Here is a 19,512-nt window from a genome sequence, read left to right as displayed (position 1 = left end):
GGGTGGCGGCGCTGGAGGCGATGGGGGTGGAGGTCGAGGGGCGCGGGTTCCGCGGCATCCACTACCTCGACGGCCGGCGAGAGGTGCGTGCCGCCTTCTCCGCCGCTCCCGGGCTGGGCGTGCGCCGTACGCATCTGCATGCCGCGCTCGCGCGGCGAGCCGCCGAGCTGGGCGTCAAGACGGTCACGGGCAAGATCACCCGTGTCGAGCAGAACCGGGACGGCGTGCAGGCCGCCGGGCTGCGGGCCCGCTGGCTGGTCGCCGCCGACGGGCTGCACTCGCCGCTGCGCCGCTCCCTCGGCCTCGACCTGCCCGCGCGCGGACCCCGCAGGTACGGCCAGCGCAGGCACTACAGGATCGAGCCGTGGACCGACTTCGTCGAGGTCCACTGGTCGGGCGCCGGCGAGGCGTACGTCACGCCCGTCGCCGGGGACCTGATCGGCGTCGCGATACTCAGCTCGGTGCGGCGCGGCTACGACGAGCACCTGCGCGGCTTCCCCGGCCTGAACCGCCGCCTGCGCGGCCCGGCCGTCACCCCGGTGCGCGGCGCGGGCCCGCTGCGGCAGGCCGTGCGCGCCCGCCGCGCGGGACGGGTCCTGCTGGTCGGGGACGCCGCCGGATACGTGGACGCGCTCACCGGCGAGGGCGTCTCGCTGGCCGTGCGCTCGGCCGAACTCCTGGTCAGATGCCTGGCCGAGGACCGGCCCGAGGACTACGACGGCGCGTGGCTGCGGCTGTCTCGCACGCACCGGTTACTGACGGGCGCGCTGGTGCAGGCCGCGCGCCGCCCCGTCACGGCCCGGCTGGTGGTGCCCGCCGCCCACCGCCTGCCCGGCCTGTTCACGGGCATCGTCAGGATCCTCGCTTGACACTTCAGGGCGCCACAGAAGCGAACCGTCCCGACCGGCACCTTCCTGGCAGCCGGCTCCTGATCGAAGGCCCCTTCACCGTCGGTCGCCGGCCCGACCCCGGCGACCAGCTGTCGAGGCCGGCCTGCGGTGATCTGCTCGCGGACGCCATCGAGGCGCCGGCAATGGGGAAGCGCCACGACGGCTCCGGGCGGGAGCGTCACGCGTGCCTGGCACCGGCCACGACCAGGGCGGGGTAGCGCAGGTTGTACCACCCGGTGGCGCCGAGGACTGCCTTCTTGATCATCGCGACCGGGCGGCCGGTACGCACCTTCCCGCGCGGGCTCCCGTCGAGCTCGGTGGGCTGGAGGAGGCCGTCCCGCTGACCGAGGCTGATGCACAGGGCGTCGCCCTTGACGCGCAGCGGCTTGGGGGTACGCCCGGCCAGGCGGTCGGTGATCGCCTGGAAGGCGCACGCGGCGGCGAGCCCCCCGGGCCCGCAGCCCATGCGCAGCTCCTGACCCTCCCGGGTGCGGGCGGCCGCGGCGTCCCCGATGCCGTAGACCTCCGGGTGCGACTCCGAGCGCAAGGTGGCGTCCACGACCATGCGCCCGCGGCCGTCCACGGCCAGCCCCGCCTCGCCCGCCAGCTCCGGGACCGTGAAGCCGGCGGTCCAGGCCACCGTGTCGGCGTCGACGCGCTTGCCGTCCTCCAGCAGCAGGCCGTCCGCGTCGACCTTGGCGACCTTGGCGTGTTCCCAGACCTGGATGCCGAGGCGGTCGAAGGCCTGGTGCAGGTACTCCCGGCCGTGCTCGGACAGCGCGCCGCCCAGCGCGCCGCTGGTGGCCAGCCGCACCGTGCGGTCGGGGTAGGTCTCGGCCAGCTCGGTGGCGGCTTCGATGCCGGTCGGCCCGGCGCCGACCACGGCGACCGTGCCGGCGGTACGCATGCGCTCGCGCAGCCGCCGGGCCTGCTCGAAAGTGGCGACGGCGCTGGCGTGCTCGGCCGCGCCGGGCACGCTGTCCAGGTCGGCGTGGCTGCCCAGCGCGTAGACCAGCAGGTCGTAGCCGACCGGCTCGGCGCCGCGGGCCAGCTCCACCTGACGACTCTCCGTGTCGAGGTGGGTCACGCGGTCTACGATCAGCCGGATGCCGGTGCCCTTGAGCAGGTCGTGCAGCGGCATGTCGCGCAGCCGCCGGCCGGAGGCGAGCTGGTGGTTGCGCATCCGTTCCACGAACCGGTCACGTTCGTTGACCAGCGTGACGGTCGCGCCGGTGCGCTTGGCGAGCAGCTTGGCGGCGGTCAGGCCGGTGTACCCGGCGCCCAGGATCACGATGTGCGGTGTCGTTGCCATCAACGTCCCCTTCGTCCTTCGTCACCAGATAGACGGGCTACGGAGGCGATCCGTGACAACGCACCACAGGAAGGTCACATTGTTTGTTTCATGAAGAAGGCGAGCTTGTCTGGATTGGCGACGGCGTAGAGAGCGGTGATGCGGTCGCCGTCGAACTCGGGGACGATGACCGCGAAGAACCGGCCGTCCACGTCCAGCATGATGGCGGGCTCCCCGTTCGCCGTGCCGGCCGTCATGCTCGTCACGCGCGGGTGCCCGGCCAGGTCGAGCAGGTAGCGCAGGAGCTTCTCCCGGTCGACCAGCAGGTGCCGCAGCGCCGGTGCCTTGCCGCCGCCGTCGGACCAGGCGACCACGTCCTCGGCCAGCATCCGCTCCAGCCCCGCCACATCCCCGCCCAAGGTGGCCTCCAGGAACCGCTCCAGGAGCTTCCGGCGCTGCTCGGGCGCGGCCGTGAACCGCCGCCGCGCCGCGCCGACGTGCTGGCGCGCGCGCCGGTAGAGCTGCCGGACGTGCGCCTCGTCCAGCTCCAGGATCTCCGCGACCTCGCGGTGGCTGTGACCGAACGCCTCCCGCAGCACGAACGCCGCCCGCTCCGGCGGCGTGAGCCGCTCCAGCAGCACCAGCATCCCCAGTGACAGCGACTCTCGCTGCTCCACGGTCTCCAGCGGGCCGAGCGCACCACTGTCGGCGAAGACGGGCTCGGGCAACCACGGCCCGACATACTGCTCCCGCTGCGCCCGCGCCGAGGTGAGCCTGTCCAGGCACAGGTTGGTGACCACCTTGGCCAGCCACGCCTCCGGCGAGACCGCCGAGTCACTACGCTCCCAGCGCAGGTAGGCGTCCTGCACCACGTCCTCGGCCTCGGACGCCTCCCCCAGCAGCCGGTAGGCCAGCCCGAACAGGCGCCGGCGGTTGGCCTCGAACCGCTCCAGCCGCTCCTGAGTCACGCCCATGACCAGCTCCCTGCCGCACGTGACGAGGCTGGGGCCGGTGTGACCGGGGGCGCACCCCCGCCGCCGGCGGTAAGAGCGAAGGACATCACGGGCACACCTGCTCCGATCACGGAAAGGTCGGACACCGACCAGCGTAACCGCCTCAGGACACAAGTGATCAGCGTCCGCGGCGGCGGCACCGGCCGGTCGCAGAGCGCCACGGACGTGAAGGCATTCGCGTGCCTGACCGCCATGGGGTTACGGCTCTTGGGCCGAGGGCGTGGGCTTTTCTGAAAATCCTATGAGGAACTGTCCTTCCGGTATCTAGCTTCCGGTGTAGTGTTTCGGCATGGCGTCACGCCATGGCAATCAGGTCGACTCACCATGGGTGCCTACCTCATGTCCGTCACCGTCGTACAGCTCGCCACGGACCTGTCGGTCCTCGTGTCGAGGTTGCCGTGGCCCCGTTGAGCCTCGTCTGTCGTCTCTTGCCGGCTGGGGATCTGATCATCGTGGCCGGCGAGGCCGATTCCGCCAACGCCGATCGGCTGGAGTCCTTCGTCGATTGCATGCGCCGGCCCGGCGAGGTGCTGGTGCTCGATCTTGAGGGGCTGACCTTCATGGACAGCAGCGGCCTGCACGCGCTGTTACGGCTCAACGCCGCCGCTCGCGAACGGGGCGAGGGCCTCCACCTGGCCGCTGTGCGGGACGTGCCCGGTCGCGTGCTGCAGATCGCCGGCGTGTGGTTTGCCCTGAATATCCACCCCAGCGTGGAGGAGGCCTTCGCCGTGGCGCTGAGCTTTCGAGATCCCCCTGTTCGGGAGCCCCAGTGATCCTCACTTACCGTCACCTGGCAGACGCCACGCTGATCACCGTCGCCGGGGAGGTGGACGCGGCCACCTCCGCCGACCTGGAGATTTTCATCGATCGGGCGCGTCGGCGGCTGGACGAGCACCTGATCGTCGATATGAGCCAGCTGTCTTTCCTGGACAGCTCCGGCCTGGCCGTCCTGCTCGCCGCGGCCACCCTGGCCCGTGTGCACGGAGCTGCGCTCCACCTGGCCGCAGTCCAGCCGCGTGTGACTCGAGTGCTGGAGATCACTGGCACCTTTCCTGCCGTGCTCGTGTACGACCATGTGGAGCAGGCCATCGCCGCGGTCGAGGAGATGGAACGTGCCCGCCCGGCTGAGCCCGCATAACACACGTACCCGCTGTTCGTTTCCGGGATAGCCCTCAGTCCATCGCGGTCCTCGGGCTCTCGGCCACGCCCGGCTTCTGCTGGGGGTGCCCCTTGACCTCCTCGGCGTCGTGGACGCGGGCCTGGGCATGCTCGTGCTGACTCCGGGCGGACGCGATGGCCGCCAGGCGGGGGGCGAGTCGCCCGGCCATGAGGCGGTAGCCGTCGGCGTTCGGATGCAGGGAGTCAGGCAGCAGGAGGTGAGCATCCTCGAGGCCGAAGACGCTCGGGCCGCTGACGAGGTGGAGCCGTGCCTCGCCGCATCGACGCAGTGTGGTCACGGCGTCCGTCACGGCGCCGCGGACATCGCCGAGGGTCATCATCGCGCGGTTGGGCAACCGCTCACGGCGCGGCGAGACGATCGGCGAGATCACGGCGATCGGCACATGGGGATGCGCGTCGCGAATCGTCTGGATGAACCCCGACACCTGGCCGGTGAGCGTCCGTGCGCCGAGGCTCGCAGTGCCGTAGATGTTGCCCCCGAGGCACAGCGAGATCAGGTTCGCGGGCGTGCGCGTGATGGCTCTGGCGACGATGGGATCAAGGTGGCACTCCCCGGCGAATCCGAGACAGGTGAGATCCCACCCGAGGCGTCGAGCGACAAGAGCGGGCCACGTCTCGCTCGGGCCGGAAGCCGAGCGACACTGCGTGATCGAGCTTCCGTACGTGACCCAGCGGAACATCTCATCCGTGGCGGCGGTGGCGTACGTGGCGCCGTGCAGGACGAGGGGTCCTATCCGGATCTCGCCGAACTGGGGCAACCAAACCTCGACGACCTTGGCGCCGGGCGGCAACGTGACGTGGCTCGTCGCCGGGCCGGCCGTCAGCGCCGTCCGCCGCCACAGCGCGCCGTCCACGACGACGTCCAGCGACGTCACATCATCGTCCACGGCGGAGGTACGCAGCTCCAGCGCGGTCGCGTCGGTACGGACGACCGCGCGGACGCCGGCCGGCATTCGCGCGCGCGTGACCAGGTCCGGAGCGTGGGCGGTGGCGATCCGGTCCGGTGGCAGCCGCCACGGTTGCCACGAGCCGCCCTCCTCCGTCCAGGCCAGGCTGCCCCGCCAGACGGCCGGCCGCGCGTCAGGAGCGAGCTGGATCAGCGCCATGCGAACCGGATCACCTCCCTGATCAGATCTCGGCGCCGAGCACGACGTTCCGCCAGGATCCACCGTCGGAGAGAGCGAGACCGCGCTTGCCGGTCTTGGGGTCATGGATCATGATGAGGCCTCCGCCGTGGTCGGCCGCGTTCGGCAGGGTGTCCGGCGCGTGCTCGGCCAGGACCACCTGGTGGGTGTACACCGCTCGCATCCGTCGATCCGCGCTGCCCAGATCTCGTGCGTTGTCGGCGGGCGGAACCAGCCCGGTGGCGTTGGAGATCATGGAGACCAGCTCATTGGTGGACGTGGTCGAGCACAGCAACTCGGTGGCGGCCGATCCCGACGCGTTGACCGGGACCACCCGCAGCCCGCCTTTGACGCCCGGGTTGGCGTTGTTGCCCTCCACGACGAACGAGCCGTAGCGGTCCTCTCCCACCTTGATCGACCCGGTCCAGGTGCTGACCACCCTGGCCGCCGCTCCCAGCGGCTGGGCGACCTCGATCCGGTTGAACCGGCCCGGACCGGCCTGCACGAACGAATCCGCCCCCACCGTTCCCGCGACCAGTGGCACCTGCTCAGAGGTGTTGCCGATGACGTGTGAGTCGTGCAGCCCGCCGGTGGTCAGAATCGGCGGCCGGTCGGCCGGATCGGCCGAGATGACGTTGCCGATGATGCTGAACGCGTGCGCTCTCCCGGCCACCCTGATCGCCGCGGCGTCGGTCTTGGCGTCGAGGTTCCAGTTGTCGAACGAGTTGTTCGCGATGGTGATCTTGCTCGCGTCGTTCTCGAACCGGATCGGCGAGTGGTTGAGCCAGTTGAAGGTGTTCCCGCTGATGGTGACGTTGTGCGCGGTGACGCCGCTGGAGAACTGGATGGCGCACGGGCCGTTGTTCTGCGGCGGCTCGAACCCGCCGAGGACGTTGTCGCCGATGGTCAGGTTGTGGCCCCCGCTGGTGATCTCGATGATCGGCCCGTTGTCCGCCTTCTCCACCACATTGCCGCTGATGGTGGAGTTGGTCAGGCTGCCGATCAGCAGCCGCCGGCCGATGTCGAGCAGATTGCCCTGGATGATCGCGCCGCGGAAGTCGCTGTCCTCGGCGCCCTGCGTGACGATGGCCTGGAACGGACTGTGGAAGTGGTTGTTGGCGATGAGCCACTTCCGCAACCCGTACGGCGGGACATGGTCGGGGCCGCCTTCCACGCCGCCGGTCGGCCACGCGAGGCTGACGCCGGTGGTGCAGAGGGCGACGAGATTGTGGGAGAAGTACAGCCCGCGGCCGACGTGTTCGACGGCGAGCTTGAACGACACGAACGTGCACTCCAGGATGGCGGCGTCGGTGTCGTCGGTGTTGGCCTCCCCGGCGAAGCGCAGCGCTACATTGCCGGCGGTCTTGGCAGGGGCGACGAAGGCCAGGCCGTAGATCGCGGCGAGGGAGCACCGGACGTCGATGCCCACCCCGTCGTGTGTCACCTGGATGATCGAGGCGCGGTTCGTCATGGTGCTGTAACCGCGCAGCTGGATGCGGTTGAAGGGCTCCCCGGGCAGGTCGGGGATGACGATGGTGCGGGTGATCCGGTAGGTGCCCGGCGGGAAGACGACGATCCGGTTCAGTCGGGTCTGCTGGGCCTTGATGGCCTGCTCGATGGCGTCGGTGTCATCGTGCTGCCCGTCGGCCACCGCGCCGAACTGCTGTGGTGTGACGACATCCTGCGGGTCCACCGCGGCGGCCGCCGCGGGTGCCGGTCCCCATGACGCGGCTGCCGCGGCCGCGCCCAGTGCCGCACCGCCGATCCGTAACAGCGCTCGACGATCGGTCCCCTCGGACATGGCCCCTACCTCCCATTAAGCGGCTCGATACGTATAGATCGAGGATCGTACAGACGTCATATCCGCCTCACAAGAGGCAGTAAATGCTCCCCGTAGGACCGGTTTGCGACATTTAATGGCAATGTTCAGGAAACTTACCCCTTGTGGAGAGCGCCGCCGGGTCCCTAGAGTGCCTCGGAGTCGTTACGTATTAGTCAACTGGATCGCCATGCGAAAACGAGCCGGGCCGCGACGCCCCACCCAAGTCGAGATCGCCCAGCGGGCCGGAGTGTCCCAGGCCACCGTCTCCCTCGTGCTCAATGAGCGCCCGGGCGTGCCGGTGGCCGAGGAGACCCGCCGGCGGGTTCAACAGGCGATCGAAGACCTGGGGTACGCCGTCAACCCCGCCGCCCGTGCACTGCGCGGGATGACCGTCAAGACCATCGGGCTCTACACGTTCGAGTCGGTGTTCCCGGTCGACCAGCGAGACTTCTATCACCCGTTCCTGGTCGGAGTGGAGGAGGAGGCGGCGCGGCTCGGCTACGACCTGCTGCTGTTCACCTCGGCCAACACGGCCCAAGGCGGGGTCTACGCCAGGGGGCGCAACGCGCTGTTGAAAGCCGACGGCTGTGTCCTGCTGGGCCGGCACATCTCGCGTGACGACCTGGCGAACCTGGTCAAGGAGGGCTTCCCGTTCGTCTTCATCGGACGGCGTGACATCGAGGGAACCGAGCTGTCCTACGTCGCCCCGGATTACGTCGCTCCCACCGCGGCCCTCGTGGAGGAGCTAGTCGCCCTCGGGCATCAGCGGATCCTGCTCCTGCGGCAGACCGAGGGCGCGGAGCCGGGCGAGGATCGCGAGCTCGGCCTGCGACAAGGTGCTCTGGCCGCGGGACTGAGGCCGGACGACCTCGTGGTCGAGTTCTCCTCCGGTGCCGAGGACATCGGCGCGGACCGGGTCACCGGATGGGTCCGGGCGGGGATCACGGCGATCCTGGTCGAGCCCTCCGAGGACAACGCCACCGGCCTGGCCTTGGCCGAGGTCGCCGAGGCGGCCGGCCTGCGCATCCCGGACGACCTGTCGGTCGCGTTCCTGGGCTCCGCCCCGGCGCCCACCGCGACCAGGATCTGGACGTCGTTCGAGATACCACGGGTGGAGATGGGCCGGGCCGCGGTGCAGTTGCTGGTCAACCTGCTCGAGGGCGCGGACCAGCCGCCTCTTCAGCTGGTCGTGCCGTGCACGGACGTACGCGGCAACTCGATCAGCCGGCTGGTCCGGCGATGACCAGGTACGCGCTGCGTACGGCGGCGACCGGCGTCCTGATCATCTTCGGGGCCGCCACGCTGGTGTTCTTCATCATGCGACTCGCCCCCGGAGACCAGGCGCTGGTGCTGCTCGGACCGGACGCCACAGGGGCCGAGGTGGCGGCCGCCCGGACCCGGCTGGGCCTGGACCAGCCGCTGCCCGTCCAGTACTGGCACTATCTGACCCAGCTGGCGACGCTCGACTTCGGGGAGTCCTACCGCTTCGGGCAGCCGGCGTTCGAGCTGGTGTTGTCCCGGCTGCCGGCCTCGGTGGAGCTGACCCTGGTGGCGACCGTCATAGCGATGTCGGGCGTCGTCCTCGGCGCCTTGGCCGGCGCGCATCGTGGCCGGTGGATCGACCGCGGGATCTCCGGTTTCGCCCTGACCCTCTACTCCATGCCGCCGTTCTGGATCGGGATCATGCTGATCCTGGTGATGGCGTTGCAGCTCCGGCTGCTCCCCAGCGCCGGTACCGGTACCCCGGCCCACATCGTGCTTCCGGCGCTCACGCTCGCCGCCCCCTTCACCGCGCTCCTCACCCGGATCACCCGGAGCAGCGTCGCCGACACCATGGCGGAGCCCTACGTGCAGCGGGCGTACGCCAAGGGGCTCAGCACGCGCGAGGTGGTGACCGGACATGTGGTGCGCAACGCGGCGACACCGGTGGTGACCGTCGGCGCGCTGCACGTGAGCACGCTGCTGGGCGGCGCGGTGATCGTGGAGAGCGTCTTCACCTGGCCCGGCCTCGGCTCGTTGCTGGTGACCGCGGTCGCCAACCGGGACTACTCGATCGTGCAGGCCGCCGTACTCCTCATCGCGGTCATCGTGGTCTGCTGCAACGTCGCGGCGGATCTGATCGCCGCCCGGCTCGACCCGCGAGTCCGGCTGGGGGCGGGCGCATGAGTGCGATAGCCGCCCGGCCACGGTTGTGGCCCGTCCGCTTGCGGTCCACGCCGACCGTCGCCGCGATCGCCACCGTCGTGCTCGTCGGATACCTGCTCGTCGGCCTCATCGGCCCGCTGCTGATCGCGTACGACCCGGTGGCGACCAGCGTGGCGGACCGGCTGCTGCCGATAGGGGCGGTCAGAGCGGATGGCACGGTCGCCCTGCTGGGCACCGACGGTGCGGGCCGGGACATGCTCGGCCAGCTCGTCTACGGCGCCCGGACGTCGATCATCATCGGGATCTCCGTGGTGGCCGCCTGCCTGGTGGTGGGGCTGGCCTTCGGGACGCTCGCCGGTTACCTCGCCGGCTGGACCGACGTGGCGATCTCCCGGCTGATCGACATCCTGATGGCTTTCCCCGGCATCCTGCTCGCGATCGTGATCGCCGGCCTCCTCGAGCGCAGCATGCTGGTCGTGGTGCTGGCGCTGTCGGTGGCCGGCTGGGTCGGCTTCGCCAGGCTTGCCCGCGGTCTCACCCTCTCGCTGCGCGAACGGCCGTGGGTCGACGCCGCGCGGCTGATCGGGGTTCCCACCCCAGTCATGATCATCCGGCACATCATCCCGTTCGTGATCGGTCCGGTGACCGCGTTGGCGACCACAGAGTTCGCCGGCGCGGTGCTGTCCGAGGCCGGCCTCAGCTTCCTGGGCCTCGGCCTGCCCTCGGCCACGGTCTCCTGGGGCCAGGTCATCGCGAACGGCAAGGACTATCTGGACACCGCCTGGTGGATTTCGGCGCTACCAGGGCTGGCGCTGACCGGCCTCGTGGTGAGCACGGGCCTGCTCGGCGACCACCTCACGCAGCGTCTCGGCACCAGCCGCTGACTGCTCAGCCAATGTCAGGAGGGAATTCCATGAGGCTCATTCGGCTTCGTCGTGCGGTGGCCCTGGCCGCCGCGACGGTTTCCATCGCCGGGCTGGTCGCTTGCAGCACCACCACCGGCGGCTCGTCGGCCGGTGGTGACGTGCCGCAGGAGCTGGCCGTCGCCGTGTGGACCCCGATCGAGAACCTCGACCCGCACGGTGCCTCCTCGATGGACAACGGCACCCAGGTCGCCGCCAAGGCGATCTTCAGCCCGCTGGTCCGTACGGTCGGGGAGGGCAAGTTCGAGGGCGTGCTCGCCGAGTCGTGGCAGCCTGACGAAGACGCCACGGAGTGGACCTTCACGCTGCGGAACAACGTCAAGTTCTCTGACGGCACCCCGGTCACCAGCGCTGACGTCGTCGCCTCCTTCAACCGGCTCCTGGAGCTCAAGGGCGCGATGGCCGCCAACTTCACCGGCCATGAGGCCAAGGCGAGCGGTACGAACACGGTCGTCATCACGGCCAAGGGCCCCGATCCCGCGTTGCTCGGCAAGCTCATCACCTTCTATGTCACCCCCGCCGCGCACCAGAACGACGGCTGGACCAAGCCGATCGGCTCCGGCCCGTTCGTCGTCGAGCGGTTCACGCCGGGCCAGAGCCTGGTGCTCGCCCCCAACCCCGGCTACTGGGGCGGCAAGCCGGCGCTGAACCGCCTGGAACTGCGCAGCATCGGGGAGATGGCGGCGAAGATGACCGCACTGAAGACCGGCGAGGTGGACATGACGTGGGCGGTCCCGGACGACCAGTTGCCGGGCCTTAAGGGGAACCCCGACCTCGTGGTGGAGAAGGACTCGGGTAGCGGCGTCATCACCATGTGGATGAACAGCTCCCGCAAGGGACTCAAGGAAGCCGCCGTCCGGCGCGCGCTGTGGCAGGCGGTTGACTTCCCCACCATCATCAAGTCGCTGTTCCCGGAGACCGGTTCGGTGGCGGACTCGGTGGTGAGCCCCAACGTACTCGGCTACGCGCCGCAGACCCCGGTGCGATACGACCCGGTCGCGGCCAAGAAGGCGCTGGACGACGCCGGCTGGGATTACGACCAGACGATCCAGGCCCAGTTCTCCCAGCCGCAGTTCCAGCAGTTCGCCGACGCGGTGGCGAGCGACCTCGCGAAGATAGGGGTCAAGGTCGAGCCGACCCAGAAGGAGGCGGCGGTCTTCCTGCAGGATCTGCTGGCGCTCAAATGGGATCTGAACATCCAGCAACTCGGCACCGCCGGCTTCGACGCGGCGACCAACCTCGGCCGGTTGTACACCTGCGCGGCCAAGCGCACGGGCTACTGCCACCCGGACCTGGACGACCTGCTGGCGCAGGCGGGCTCGACCAGCGACACCGCCAAGCGGCAGGACCTGTACGCGAAGGCCAACAAGATCATCTGGGATGACGCGGTCGGCATGTACCCCATGTTCGTGCGGAACCTGTACGTCCGGAACAAGTCCGTGCAGGGCCTCGCCATCACTCCGGGGCTCACGCCGGACTTCTCCACCGTCCGGATTGGCACCGGTGGATCGTGAACCGGTCTTCGAACGTCACCGATCCGTCATCGGCGGTGCTCGACGCGGAGCCCGCTCCGCTGCTCCGGGTCGAGCACCTGTCGATCGACCTGCCAGGCCCGGCCGGCCAGGTCCGCGTGGTGGACGATGTCTCGTTCACCGTCGCGGAGGGCCGGACCACCGGCCTGATCGGTGAATCGGGCAGCGGCAAGACGATGACGGCGACAGCGATCATCGGCCTGCTGCCGGCCGGCGCGGCGGTCTCCGGACGGATGGCGTGGCACGGTGAGGACCTGGTCACCATGGCGGAGCAGGACCGGCGCCGGCTGCGTGGGCGCGGCATCGCGATGATCTTCCAGGACCCCCAGGCGGCGCTGGACCCGACGCAGACGATCGGCCGGCAGGTCGGCGAGATCCTGCGGCGCGGCGGCATGCCCGCGAAGGAGGTCCGCCGGACCGTGATCGACCTGCTCGACCGGGTGGGCATCCCGAATCCGGAGACCCGGCATGCCCAGTATCCGCACCAGTATTCGGGCGGTTTGCGACAGCGAGCCATGGTGGCGACGGCACTCGCCGGTTCGCCGCAGCTCATCCTCGCCGATGAACCGACGACGGCGCTCGACGTCACCGTGCAGGCCCGCATCCTCGCGCTGCTGAGGCGCGTCCGCGACGAGGAGGGCATGGCCATGCTCCTGGTCAGCCACGACCTGCGGGTGATGGCGCACGTGGCGGACGAGGTCGTCGTCATGTACGCCGGCCGGATCTGCGAGGTCGGCAGCGGCCGCGAGGTGCTCAACAGCCCGGCACACCCGTACACGCGGGCGCTTGTGGTGAGCGTCCCGGCCGTACGCAGCAAAACGGCCATCGCCGAGCCGCTGCCGGGCAACCCGGTGAGCCCGGCCGAACGCCCGAGCGGATGCCCCTTCCACCCGCGGTGCGCCAAGGCCCAGGACCGGTGCCGAAGCGAGGTACCGCAGATGCGCCAGGTCGCCGCCGGCCGGCAGGTCGCCTGTCACTTCCCGGAGGAAGCGTGAGCTTGATCGAGGTACGCGACCTCGTCGTCAACTTCCACACCAGGTGGGAGCGCAGGCGCGGCACCAAACCGAACGCCGTCGACGGCGTCTCCTTCACGCTCCGCCCTGACGAGACCCTGGCGATCGTCGGGGAATCCGGCTCGGGAAAGACCACGGTCGCCCGCTGTGTCGTCGGACTCCAGGCACGCCAGAAAGGGGCGGTCCTGTTCGACGGAGCTCCGGTGGGCCCGGTGGCGAAGCGGCCACCGGCGACCCGGCGGGCGATCCAGATGGTCTTCCAGGATCCCGCGGCCTCGCTCAACCCCCGGATGACCGTCCGGTCGATCATCGCCGAGACCTGGCGGACCCATCCCTCGGCCGCCCCGGACGGTCGATCCTGGGATGCCGCGATCCACGAACTTCTCGCGGACGTCGGCCTGGACGCCGATGTCGCCACCCGGCGTGCCACGGCCCTGTCCGGCGGGCAGTGCCAGCGGGTCAGCATCGCCCGCGCGCTCGCCCTGCGGCCCCGGCTACTGGTCTGCGACGAGGCCGTCTCGGCACTCGACGTCTCGGTGCAGTCGCAGATCCTGCGACTGCTGACCGGCCTGCGCGCCGCTCGCGGGCTCGCCATCCTCTTCATCACCCACGATCTCGGGGTGGTCCGGCAGATCGCGGACCGGGTGGCGGTCATGCACCAGGGCCGCCTGGTCGAGACCGCGACCGCCGACGATCTGTTCGAACGGCCCGGTCATCCGTACACCAGGAAGCTCCTCGACGCCGCCCTCGACCTAGAGGGCGCCTGAATCCACACGCAAACAGGGGGAACACGTTGGAATCGCGGATCACTGATGCGGATCTCGCCATCATCGGCGGCGGTGTCGGCGGAGTCGCCGCCGCGCTCGCAGCTCTGCGACACGGGCTGCGGGTGGTGCTGACCGAGGAGGGCGACCGCATCGGCGGGCAGTTCACCAGCCAGGGAGTGCCCCCGGATGAGCACAGGTGGATCGAGCAGTTCGGTTGCACCGCCTCCTACCGTCGGTACCGGACCGCGGTTCGTGACTACTACCGGACGTGGTATCCCCTCACCGCGGCGGCCAGGAACGAGCCATACCTGAATCCCGGTCTGGGCCGGGTCGGTGCGTTGTGCCATGAGCCGCGGGTCAGCGGTGCGGTGTTGCGCGCGCTGGTCGACCCCTACGTGAGCAGCGGCCGGCTGCGCATCCTGCTCGGTGCGCGGCCGGTGGCGGCGGAGACCGACGGCGACCGGGTCCGCAGCGTGACGGTGGACTGCGCGGACGTTGGCCTGGTGCACATCACGAGCCCGTACTATCTGGACGCCACCGAGCTCGGTGACGTCCTGCCGCTCGCCGGAGCGGAGCATGTCACCGGGTTCGAGTCCCGGCACGAGACCGGTGAGCCGAGCGCGCCCGAGGTGGCGCAGCCCGGCAACATGCAGGCGTTCTCCTGGGTGTTCGCCGTCGATCACCGGGAGGGCGAGGACCACGTGATCGCCCGGCCGGCAGCGTACGACTACTGGCGCGCGTACCGTCCCGATTACTGGCCGGGACCGCAGGTGGGGCTGACCGCCCCGGACCCGCGGACGCGGGAGCCGCTGACGCGGACGTTCACCCCGAACATCCGGTCCGGGCCCGTGCTCGCCGACCAGAGCGAGGACCCCGGGGACCGCGAACTGTGGGAGTTCCGCCGGGCCGTCGCCCGCGAGCTGTACGAGCCCGGCTTCGTGACCAGTGACGTCACCCTGGTGAACTGGCCGATGATCGACTATGTGGCGGGGCCCATCATCGGGGTGAGCGAGGAGGAGAAGGCCCGCCATCTCGCCGGTGCGCGTGAGCTCTCCGCGAGCATGCTCTACTGGCTGCAGACCGAGGCGCCGCGGCCGGACGGCGGCCGGGGCTGGCCGGGACTGCGGCTGCGGCCGGATGTCATGGACACTCCCGACGGCTTCGCCGCCGCGCCGTACATCCGCGAGTCCCGGCGGATCAGGGCCGAGTACACGGTCGTCGAACAGGACGTGTCTCTCGCCGTGCGGGGTACGGCGGGCGCGACGCGGTACGACGACACGGTCGGGATCGGCATGTACCGGATCGACCTGCACCCCTCCACGGGCGGCGACAACTACATCGACGTCGCCAGTTGCCCGTTCCAGATCCCGCTCGGCGCCCTGCTGCCCGTGCGCATGAGGAACCTGCTGCCGGCCGGCAAGAACATCGGCAGCACGCACATCACCAACGGCTGCTACCGGCTCCACCCGGTGGAGTGGAACATCGGCGAGGCCGCCGCCTCGCTGGTGGCCTACTGCCTGGGGGAGACGGTGGAGCCGCACGACGTCAGGCGCAAGGAGGGACACCTGCGGGCGTTCCAGAGCGCGCTGAAGGCCGACGGCGTCGAGCTGGCCTGGCCAGAGATCCGGGGGTACTGATGATGTCCGCGTCAGGCGTGATCGTCCCCGCCGTGACCCCGATCGGCGAGAGCGGCCGGCCGGACCTCGCGGCCGGCCTGCGATACTTCGGCGCGCTCGCCGCCGCGGGCATCACGAAGATCATGCTCCTCGGCACGAACGGGGAGGGGCCGTTGCACCAGACTGCGGAGATTGGCGCGTTCCTCGGCGACGCCATCGACCACTGGCGGCGGCTGGTGCCGGATGGCGCCGTCATCGTCAACGTCTCCGCCGCCGGCACCCGTGAATCGCTCAGCCGGGCCGAGATCGCCGCCGAGGCCGGATGCGACGCGGTCGCCCTCAGCCCGCCCTGCTATTTCCACCATGACGAGCGCGACATCATCGAACACTACCGAGCGACGAGTACCGCCGCCGTGCCGGTGATCGCGTACAACATCCCCCGGTACGCGCCGCCGTTCTCTAAGGGCTCGATCGCGGCCGTCGCCGACATGGAGCACATCGTCGGCGTCAAGGACAGCTCGGGTGAGACGGACATCCTGCGTCAGTGGCTCGAGGTCAAAAGCGATCGGCCGGACTTCGGGGTGAACCAGGGAGCCGAAGGCACGATGCTCGGCGCGCTGGCCGCGGGCGCGGACGGGATCACCCCCGGGATCGCCAACATCGCCCCGCGCGTCGCGCTGGAGCTGGTCGCCGCGTATCGCGCCGGCGATCAGGAACGTGCCGCACTGGCCCAGAAGCGGGTCATCCGGCTGCTCGGGGTGCACCGGATCAGGGCCGGAGTACCGGTCGTCAAGGCGACCCTGGCCATGCGGGGTCTGTGCCGGGCAGCGGTCGCCCCACCGCTGCGGACCCTCGACGACGGCGAGCTGGCGGCGCTCCGCGAATTCCTGACCGGAATCGAGCCGGAACTGATCGGAGCCGCCGATGGGTGACGTCGAGTGGTGGCGCACCGCGGTGATCTATCAGGTCTACATCCGGTCGTTCGCGGACGGCGACGGGGACGGGATCGGCGACATCGCCGGGATCCGCAGCCGCCTGAGCTATCTGGCCGGCCTCGGTGTCGACGCCATCTGGATCACGCCGTGGTACGAGTCGCCGAACAATGACGGGGGCTACGACGTATCCGACTATCGCGCCATCGCCCGCGAATACGGCGACGTACGCGAGGCCGAGCAACTCGTCGCGGAGGCGCACCGGCATGGGCTGAGGGTCATCCTGGACGTCGTGCCGAACCACACCTCCACCGAACACCCCTGGTTCCAGGCCGCGCTCGCCGCCCCGCCGGGCTCCGCGGAACGCGCCAGGTACCACTTTCTGGACGGCCGAGGAGTCACCGGGGAGGTCGTGCCCAACGACTGGCGCAGCACGTTCGGCGGCCCGGCCTGGACGCGGGTGCCCGACGGGCAGTGGTACCTGCACCTGTTCGATCCCAGCCAGGCCGACCTGAACTGGTCCAACCCCGAGGTCCGCGCCGAGTTCCTGGACCTGCTGCGTTTCTGGTTCGACCGCGGCGTCGACGGGTTCCGGATCGACGTCGCCACCGGCCTCGTCAAGCACCCCGGCTATCCCGACCTGGGCTACCGGGAGGAAGACCTGCTCGTCCTGACTGACGTGCCGGACCATCCGCACCGGGACCGCGACGAGGTGCACGCCATCTACCAGGGCTGGCGCGCGGTGGCCGATGCGTACGACCCGCCAAGGGTCTTCGTGGCCGAGGCGTGGGTGGCGGATCCCGAGCGGCTGGCCCGGTACGTGGCGCCGGCCCAACTCCACACCGCCTTCAACTTCCCCTTTCTGCAGTCCGCCTGGGACGCCGGCGATCTGTTCACGGTGATCGACTCCACGCTCCGCACGATGTCCCTCTCCGGTGCGCCGCCCACCTGGGTGCTGTCCAACCACGACGTCGAACGGACGGTGACCCGTTACGGCCGTGCCGACACCCGCAAGCATCAGGGAAGGTCCGGCCACGAGCTGGGCCCGGTCGACGAGGACCTGGGCCGCCGGCGCGCCAGGGCCGCGCTGCTGCTGATGCTGGCGCTGCCCGGCGTCGCCTACCTCTATCAGGGTGAGGAACTCGGGCTGCCCGACTACATGGACATCCCCGACGACCGCCTCCAGGATCCGATCTGGACCCGTTCCGGCGGGCGGCGCCGAGGTCGCGACGGCTGCCGGGTACCGCTGCCCTGGACGCCGGCACCGGACGGCGCCGGGTTCGGGTCCGCGGACCCGTGGCTCCCACAGCCCCCTGGCTGGGGACGGCTCTCGGTGGCGAACCAGGTGGACGATCCGGCCTCCACGTATCACCTCGTGGCGCGGGCGCTGCGGATCCGGCGGGAGCTGGATGTCCCGCAGGAGCTCGACTGGGTGGGCCGAGCCGGCCCGGTCCTGCACTTCCGGCGCGGACCGGACTTCGCGTGCGTCGTCAATCTCGGCGCCACGGAGGTGCCGGTGCCCGCGAACACGGTCACCCTCCTGCGCAGCGACACCCTCGACGCGGGCCGCGATCCGCTCGGGCCGGACACGGCCGCCTGGCTGCGTCTGCAGGGCGGGAGCACACCGTGAGACGGCCCAATATCGTGCTGATCCTCGCCGACGACCTGGGGTACTCGGACATCGGCTGTTACGGCGGTGAGATCCGCACGCCGAATCTCGACCGGATCGGGCGGTCCGGGGTGCGGCTGTCGCAGTTCTACAACACGGCACGATGCAGCCCGTCGCGCGCGTCCCTGCTGACCGGGCTGCACCCGCACCAGACCGGTATCGGCGTCCTGGCCGGCAACGGCGCACCCGGCGGGTACCCGGGCAGCCTCAACGACCGCTGCGTGACCGCCGCCGAGGTGCTCCGAGACGCCGGGTACGCCACCGGCATGTCGGGCAAATGGCACCTGAGCGGGCCGTTGTGGGAGCCGGCCGACTCGTGGCCCACCCGGCGAGGATTCGCCGACTTCTTCGGGACGCTCAGCGGATGCGGGAGCTACTACGACCCGGCGACCCTGTACCGCGGCGAGGTGGACGCGAGCGCCGAGGCCCGAGACCCGCAGTTCTTCTACACCGACGCGATCACCGAGCACGCGGTGGAGTTCATCGGCCGGGAGGCTGCCGCCGGCCGTCCGTTCTTCGCCTATGTCGCCTACACCGCGCCGCACTGGCCGCTGCACGCGCCCCAGGAGGACATCGCCGGGTACGACGGCGTCTACGCCGCGGGCTGGGACGAGCTGCGCGCTCGCCGGCTCGACCGGCTGCGCGCCGAAGGCCTGCTCAGCGCCGAGTCGGCACTGTCCGCGCCCGACCCGGCGCAACCACGGTGGGCAGCCGCACCGGATCAGGCGTGGGAGGCACGCCGCATGCAGGTGTACGCGGCCCAGGTGGAGCGGATGGACCGGGGCATCGGCCGTATCCTCGACCGGCTGGAGGCAGCCGGGGTCTCCGACGACACCCTGGTGGTGTTCCTGTCGGACAACGGCGGCTGCGCCGAGACGCTCCCGCTCGGTGAGCCCGAGGAGTTCCGGGCCAGGCGGCACATAGTGCCGGCGGCCACCCGGGAAGGCGCCGAGTTGCGCGTCGGCAACATCCTGGGCCTCGACCCCGGCCCGGAGGACACCTACGCGAGTTACGGTCCCGCGTGGGCCAACCTGTCCAACACCCCGTTCCGCCTCTACAAACGGTGGGTCCACGAGGGAGGCATCGCGACCCCGTTCATCGTGCACTGGCCCGCGGGCGGCCTGACAGCGGGGCGGATCGTCCGAACGCCCTTTCAGCTCACCGACGTGCTGCCCACCCTGCTCGGCGCCGCCGGCGTCGACTACTCGCGCGAGTACCGAGGGCGGGCGGTGCCGCACCTTGAGGGGCGCACCATGTTGCCGGCCCTGCGCGGCGCGCCGGTCCCGGACACGCCCCTGTTCTGGGAGCACCTCGGCAACGCCGCCGTACGCCGGGGGCGGTGGAAGCTGGTCCGCGAGCACGCGAGGCCATGGGAGCTTTACGACATGGACACCGACCGCTCCGAGTTGACCGATCTCGCCGAGCGCCGCCCCGGCCTCGTCGCGGAGCTGGCCACCGCGTACCAGTGTTGGGCACAGCGGGTCGGCGTCATTTCGCGCGAAGGGGTGCGGTAGCTGCGAGCCGGGCTGACGTCTCCGCCGTCCATGCCCGTTCTGGTCAGGAATCGAGAAGCGCAGGTCTCGGCACCGCAGCTAG

17 protein-coding genes are annotated in these 19,512 nt (G+C 70.5%); 13 read left to right on the top strand and 4 right to left on the bottom strand.

The annotated features are described in order from the left end of the window. The coding region (locus tag ETD86_RS27735; protein WP_138669100.1) for an NAD(P)/FAD-dependent oxidoreductase at positions 1 to 869 on the top strand (869 nt) is incomplete at its 5' end. 199 nt (positions 870 to 1,068) lie between these two features. Here ETD86_RS27735 and ETD86_RS27730 read toward each other — a convergent pair. Together ETD86_RS27730 and sigJ are read right to left on the bottom strand one after the other, a co-directional pair. Next, on the bottom strand, positions 1,069 to 2,202 hold the full coding sequence (locus ETD86_RS27730) for an NAD(P)/FAD-dependent oxidoreductase (RefSeq protein ID WP_138669099.1): 1,134 nt from the start codon (positions 2,200 to 2,202) through the stop codon (positions 1,069 to 1,071). A gap of 74 nt (positions 2,203 to 2,276) precedes the next feature. Continuing rightward, a complete protein-coding gene (gene sigJ, locus ETD86_RS27725; RefSeq protein WP_138669098.1) occupies positions 2,277 to 3,155 on the bottom strand; it encodes an RNA polymerase sigma factor SigJ in 879 nt (292 codons plus the stop codon). A gap of 491 nt (positions 3,156 to 3,646) precedes the next feature. Here sigJ and ETD86_RS27720 point away from each other — a divergent pair, with 491 nt between their 5' ends. Continuing rightward, positions 3,647 to 3,967: an STAS domain-containing protein gene (locus tag ETD86_RS27720; RefSeq protein WP_170223310.1), complete on the top strand. Its 321-nt coding sequence runs from the start codon at positions 3,647 to 3,649 to the stop codon at positions 3,965 to 3,967. Beyond that, the gene (locus tag ETD86_RS27715; protein ID WP_170223309.1) at positions 3,964 to 4,332 is read left to right on the top strand and encodes an STAS domain-containing protein; all 369 of its coding nucleotides are present in this window, start codon (positions 3,964 to 3,966) and stop codon (positions 4,330 to 4,332) included. The genes ETD86_RS27720 and ETD86_RS27715 overlap by 4 nt, the downstream gene beginning before the upstream one ends. A 34-nt stretch (positions 4,333 to 4,366) precedes the next feature. Here the strand turns inward: ETD86_RS27715 and ETD86_RS27710 are convergent, their stop codons facing one another. Beyond that, positions 4,367 to 5,479 (bottom strand): SGNH/GDSL hydrolase family protein, encoded by a 1,113-nt coding sequence (locus tag ETD86_RS27710; RefSeq protein WP_170223308.1) that lies wholly within the window; start codon positions 5,477 to 5,479, stop codon positions 4,367 to 4,369. 22 nt (positions 5,480 to 5,501) lie between these two features. Beyond that, entirely contained in the window at positions 5,502 to 7,298 is a 1,797-nt protein-coding gene (locus ETD86_RS27705) for a right-handed parallel beta-helix repeat-containing protein (RefSeq protein WP_138669094.1), read from the bottom strand. A gap of 208 nt (positions 7,299 to 7,506) precedes the next feature. Here ETD86_RS27705 and ETD86_RS27700 point away from each other — a divergent pair, with 208 nt between their 5' ends. Genes ETD86_RS27700 through ETD86_RS27655 form a run of 10 tightly spaced genes read left to right on the top strand, consistent with a single transcriptional unit; the run spans position 7,507 to position 19,430 of the window. Further along, entirely contained in the window at positions 7,507 to 8,562 is a 1,056-nt protein-coding gene (locus tag ETD86_RS27700; protein WP_138669093.1) for a LacI family DNA-binding transcriptional regulator, read from the top strand. Beyond that, positions 8,559 to 9,485 (top strand): ABC transporter permease, encoded by a 927-nt coding sequence (locus tag ETD86_RS27695; RefSeq protein ID WP_138669092.1) that lies wholly within the window; start codon positions 8,559 to 8,561, stop codon positions 9,483 to 9,485. Before ETD86_RS27700 ends, ETD86_RS27695 begins: the two co-directional genes overlap by 4 nt. Beyond that, positions 9,482 to 10,348 carry an ABC transporter permease gene (locus ETD86_RS27690; protein WP_138669091.1) on the top strand — a complete coding sequence of 289 codons (867 nt, stop codon included), beginning with the start codon at positions 9,482 to 9,484 and terminating at the stop codon, positions 10,346 to 10,348. Before ETD86_RS27695 ends, ETD86_RS27690 begins: the two co-directional genes overlap by 4 nt. A gap of 29 nt (positions 10,349 to 10,377) precedes the next feature. Then, the gene (locus ETD86_RS27685) at positions 10,378 to 11,901 is read left to right on the top strand and encodes an ABC transporter substrate-binding protein (RefSeq protein ID WP_170223307.1); all 1,524 of its coding nucleotides are present in this window, start codon (positions 10,378 to 10,380) and stop codon (positions 11,899 to 11,901) included. Further along, entirely contained in the window at positions 11,898 to 12,914 is a 1,017-nt protein-coding gene (locus ETD86_RS27680) for an ABC transporter ATP-binding protein (RefSeq protein ID WP_246148277.1), read from the top strand. The genes ETD86_RS27685 and ETD86_RS27680 overlap by 4 nt, the downstream gene beginning before the upstream one ends. Further along, positions 12,911 to 13,699: an ATP-binding cassette domain-containing protein gene (locus ETD86_RS27675; protein ID WP_211370357.1), complete on the top strand. Its 789-nt coding sequence runs from the start codon at positions 12,911 to 12,913 to the stop codon at positions 13,697 to 13,699. The genes ETD86_RS27680 and ETD86_RS27675 overlap by 4 nt, the downstream gene beginning before the upstream one ends. 26 nt (positions 13,700 to 13,725) lie before the next feature. Continuing rightward, the gene (locus tag ETD86_RS27670; RefSeq protein ID WP_246148274.1) at positions 13,726 to 15,336 is read left to right on the top strand and encodes an FAD-dependent oxidoreductase; all 1,611 of its coding nucleotides are present in this window, start codon (positions 13,726 to 13,728) and stop codon (positions 15,334 to 15,336) included. Continuing rightward, complete coding sequence (locus ETD86_RS27665) at positions 15,336 to 16,247, top strand: dihydrodipicolinate synthase family protein (protein ID WP_138669088.1); 912 nt, start codon at positions 15,336 to 15,338, stop codon at positions 16,245 to 16,247. Before ETD86_RS27670 ends, ETD86_RS27665 begins: the two co-directional genes overlap by 1 nt. Next, positions 16,240 to 17,877 (top strand): alpha-amylase family glycosyl hydrolase, encoded by a 1,638-nt coding sequence (locus tag ETD86_RS27660; protein ID WP_138669087.1) that lies wholly within the window; start codon positions 16,240 to 16,242, stop codon positions 17,875 to 17,877. Before ETD86_RS27665 ends, ETD86_RS27660 begins: the two co-directional genes overlap by 8 nt. Beyond that, positions 17,874 to 19,430, top strand: a complete 1,557-nt coding sequence (locus tag ETD86_RS27655) for an arylsulfatase (protein ID WP_138669086.1) — start codon at positions 17,874 to 17,876, stop codon at positions 19,428 to 19,430. The genes ETD86_RS27660 and ETD86_RS27655 overlap by 4 nt, the downstream gene beginning before the upstream one ends. Positions 19,431 to 19,512 lie beyond the last annotated feature (82 nt).

This window comes from Nonomuraea turkmeniaca, from assembly GCF_005889735.1.
Lineage (GTDB): Bacteria > Actinomycetota > Actinomycetes > Streptosporangiales > Streptosporangiaceae > Nonomuraea > Nonomuraea turkmeniaca.
This window is presented reverse-complemented; position numbering and strand designations above follow the sequence as displayed.

What these genes read in the sequence shown, in the direction of transcription:
- ETD86_RS27730 (WP_138669099.1), bottom strand. Translation starts at nt 2,202, where the DNA reads ATGGCAACGACACCGCACATCGTGATCCTGGGCGCCGGGTACACCGGC.
- sigJ (WP_138669098.1), bottom strand. Translation starts at nt 3,155, where the DNA reads ATGGGCGTGACTCAGGAGCGGCTGGAGCGGTTCGAGGCCAACCGCCGG.
- ETD86_RS27710 (WP_170223308.1), bottom strand. Translation starts at nt 5,479, where the DNA reads ATGGCGCTGATCCAGCTCGCTCCTGACGCGCGGCCGGCCGTCTGGCGG.
- ETD86_RS27705 (WP_138669094.1), bottom strand. Translation starts at nt 7,298, where the DNA reads ATGTCCGAGGGGACCGATCGTCGAGCGCTGTTACGGATCGGCGGTGCG.
- ETD86_RS27700 (WP_138669093.1), top strand. Translation starts at nt 7,507, where the DNA reads ATGCGAAAACGAGCCGGGCCGCGACGCCCCACCCAAGTCGAGATCGCC.
- ETD86_RS27695 (WP_138669092.1), top strand. Translation starts at nt 8,559, where the DNA reads ATGACCAGGTACGCGCTGCGTACGGCGGCGACCGGCGTCCTGATCATC.
- ETD86_RS27690 (WP_138669091.1), top strand. Translation starts at nt 9,482, where the DNA reads ATGAGTGCGATAGCCGCCCGGCCACGGTTGTGGCCCGTCCGCTTGCGG.
- ETD86_RS27685 (WP_170223307.1), top strand. Translation starts at nt 10,378, where the DNA reads ATGAGGCTCATTCGGCTTCGTCGTGCGGTGGCCCTGGCCGCCGCGACG.
- ETD86_RS27665 (WP_138669088.1), top strand. Translation starts at nt 15,336, where the DNA reads ATGATGTCCGCGTCAGGCGTGATCGTCCCCGCCGTGACCCCGATCGGC.
- ETD86_RS27660 (WP_138669087.1), top strand. Translation starts at nt 16,240, where the DNA reads ATGGGTGACGTCGAGTGGTGGCGCACCGCGGTGATCTATCAGGTCTAC.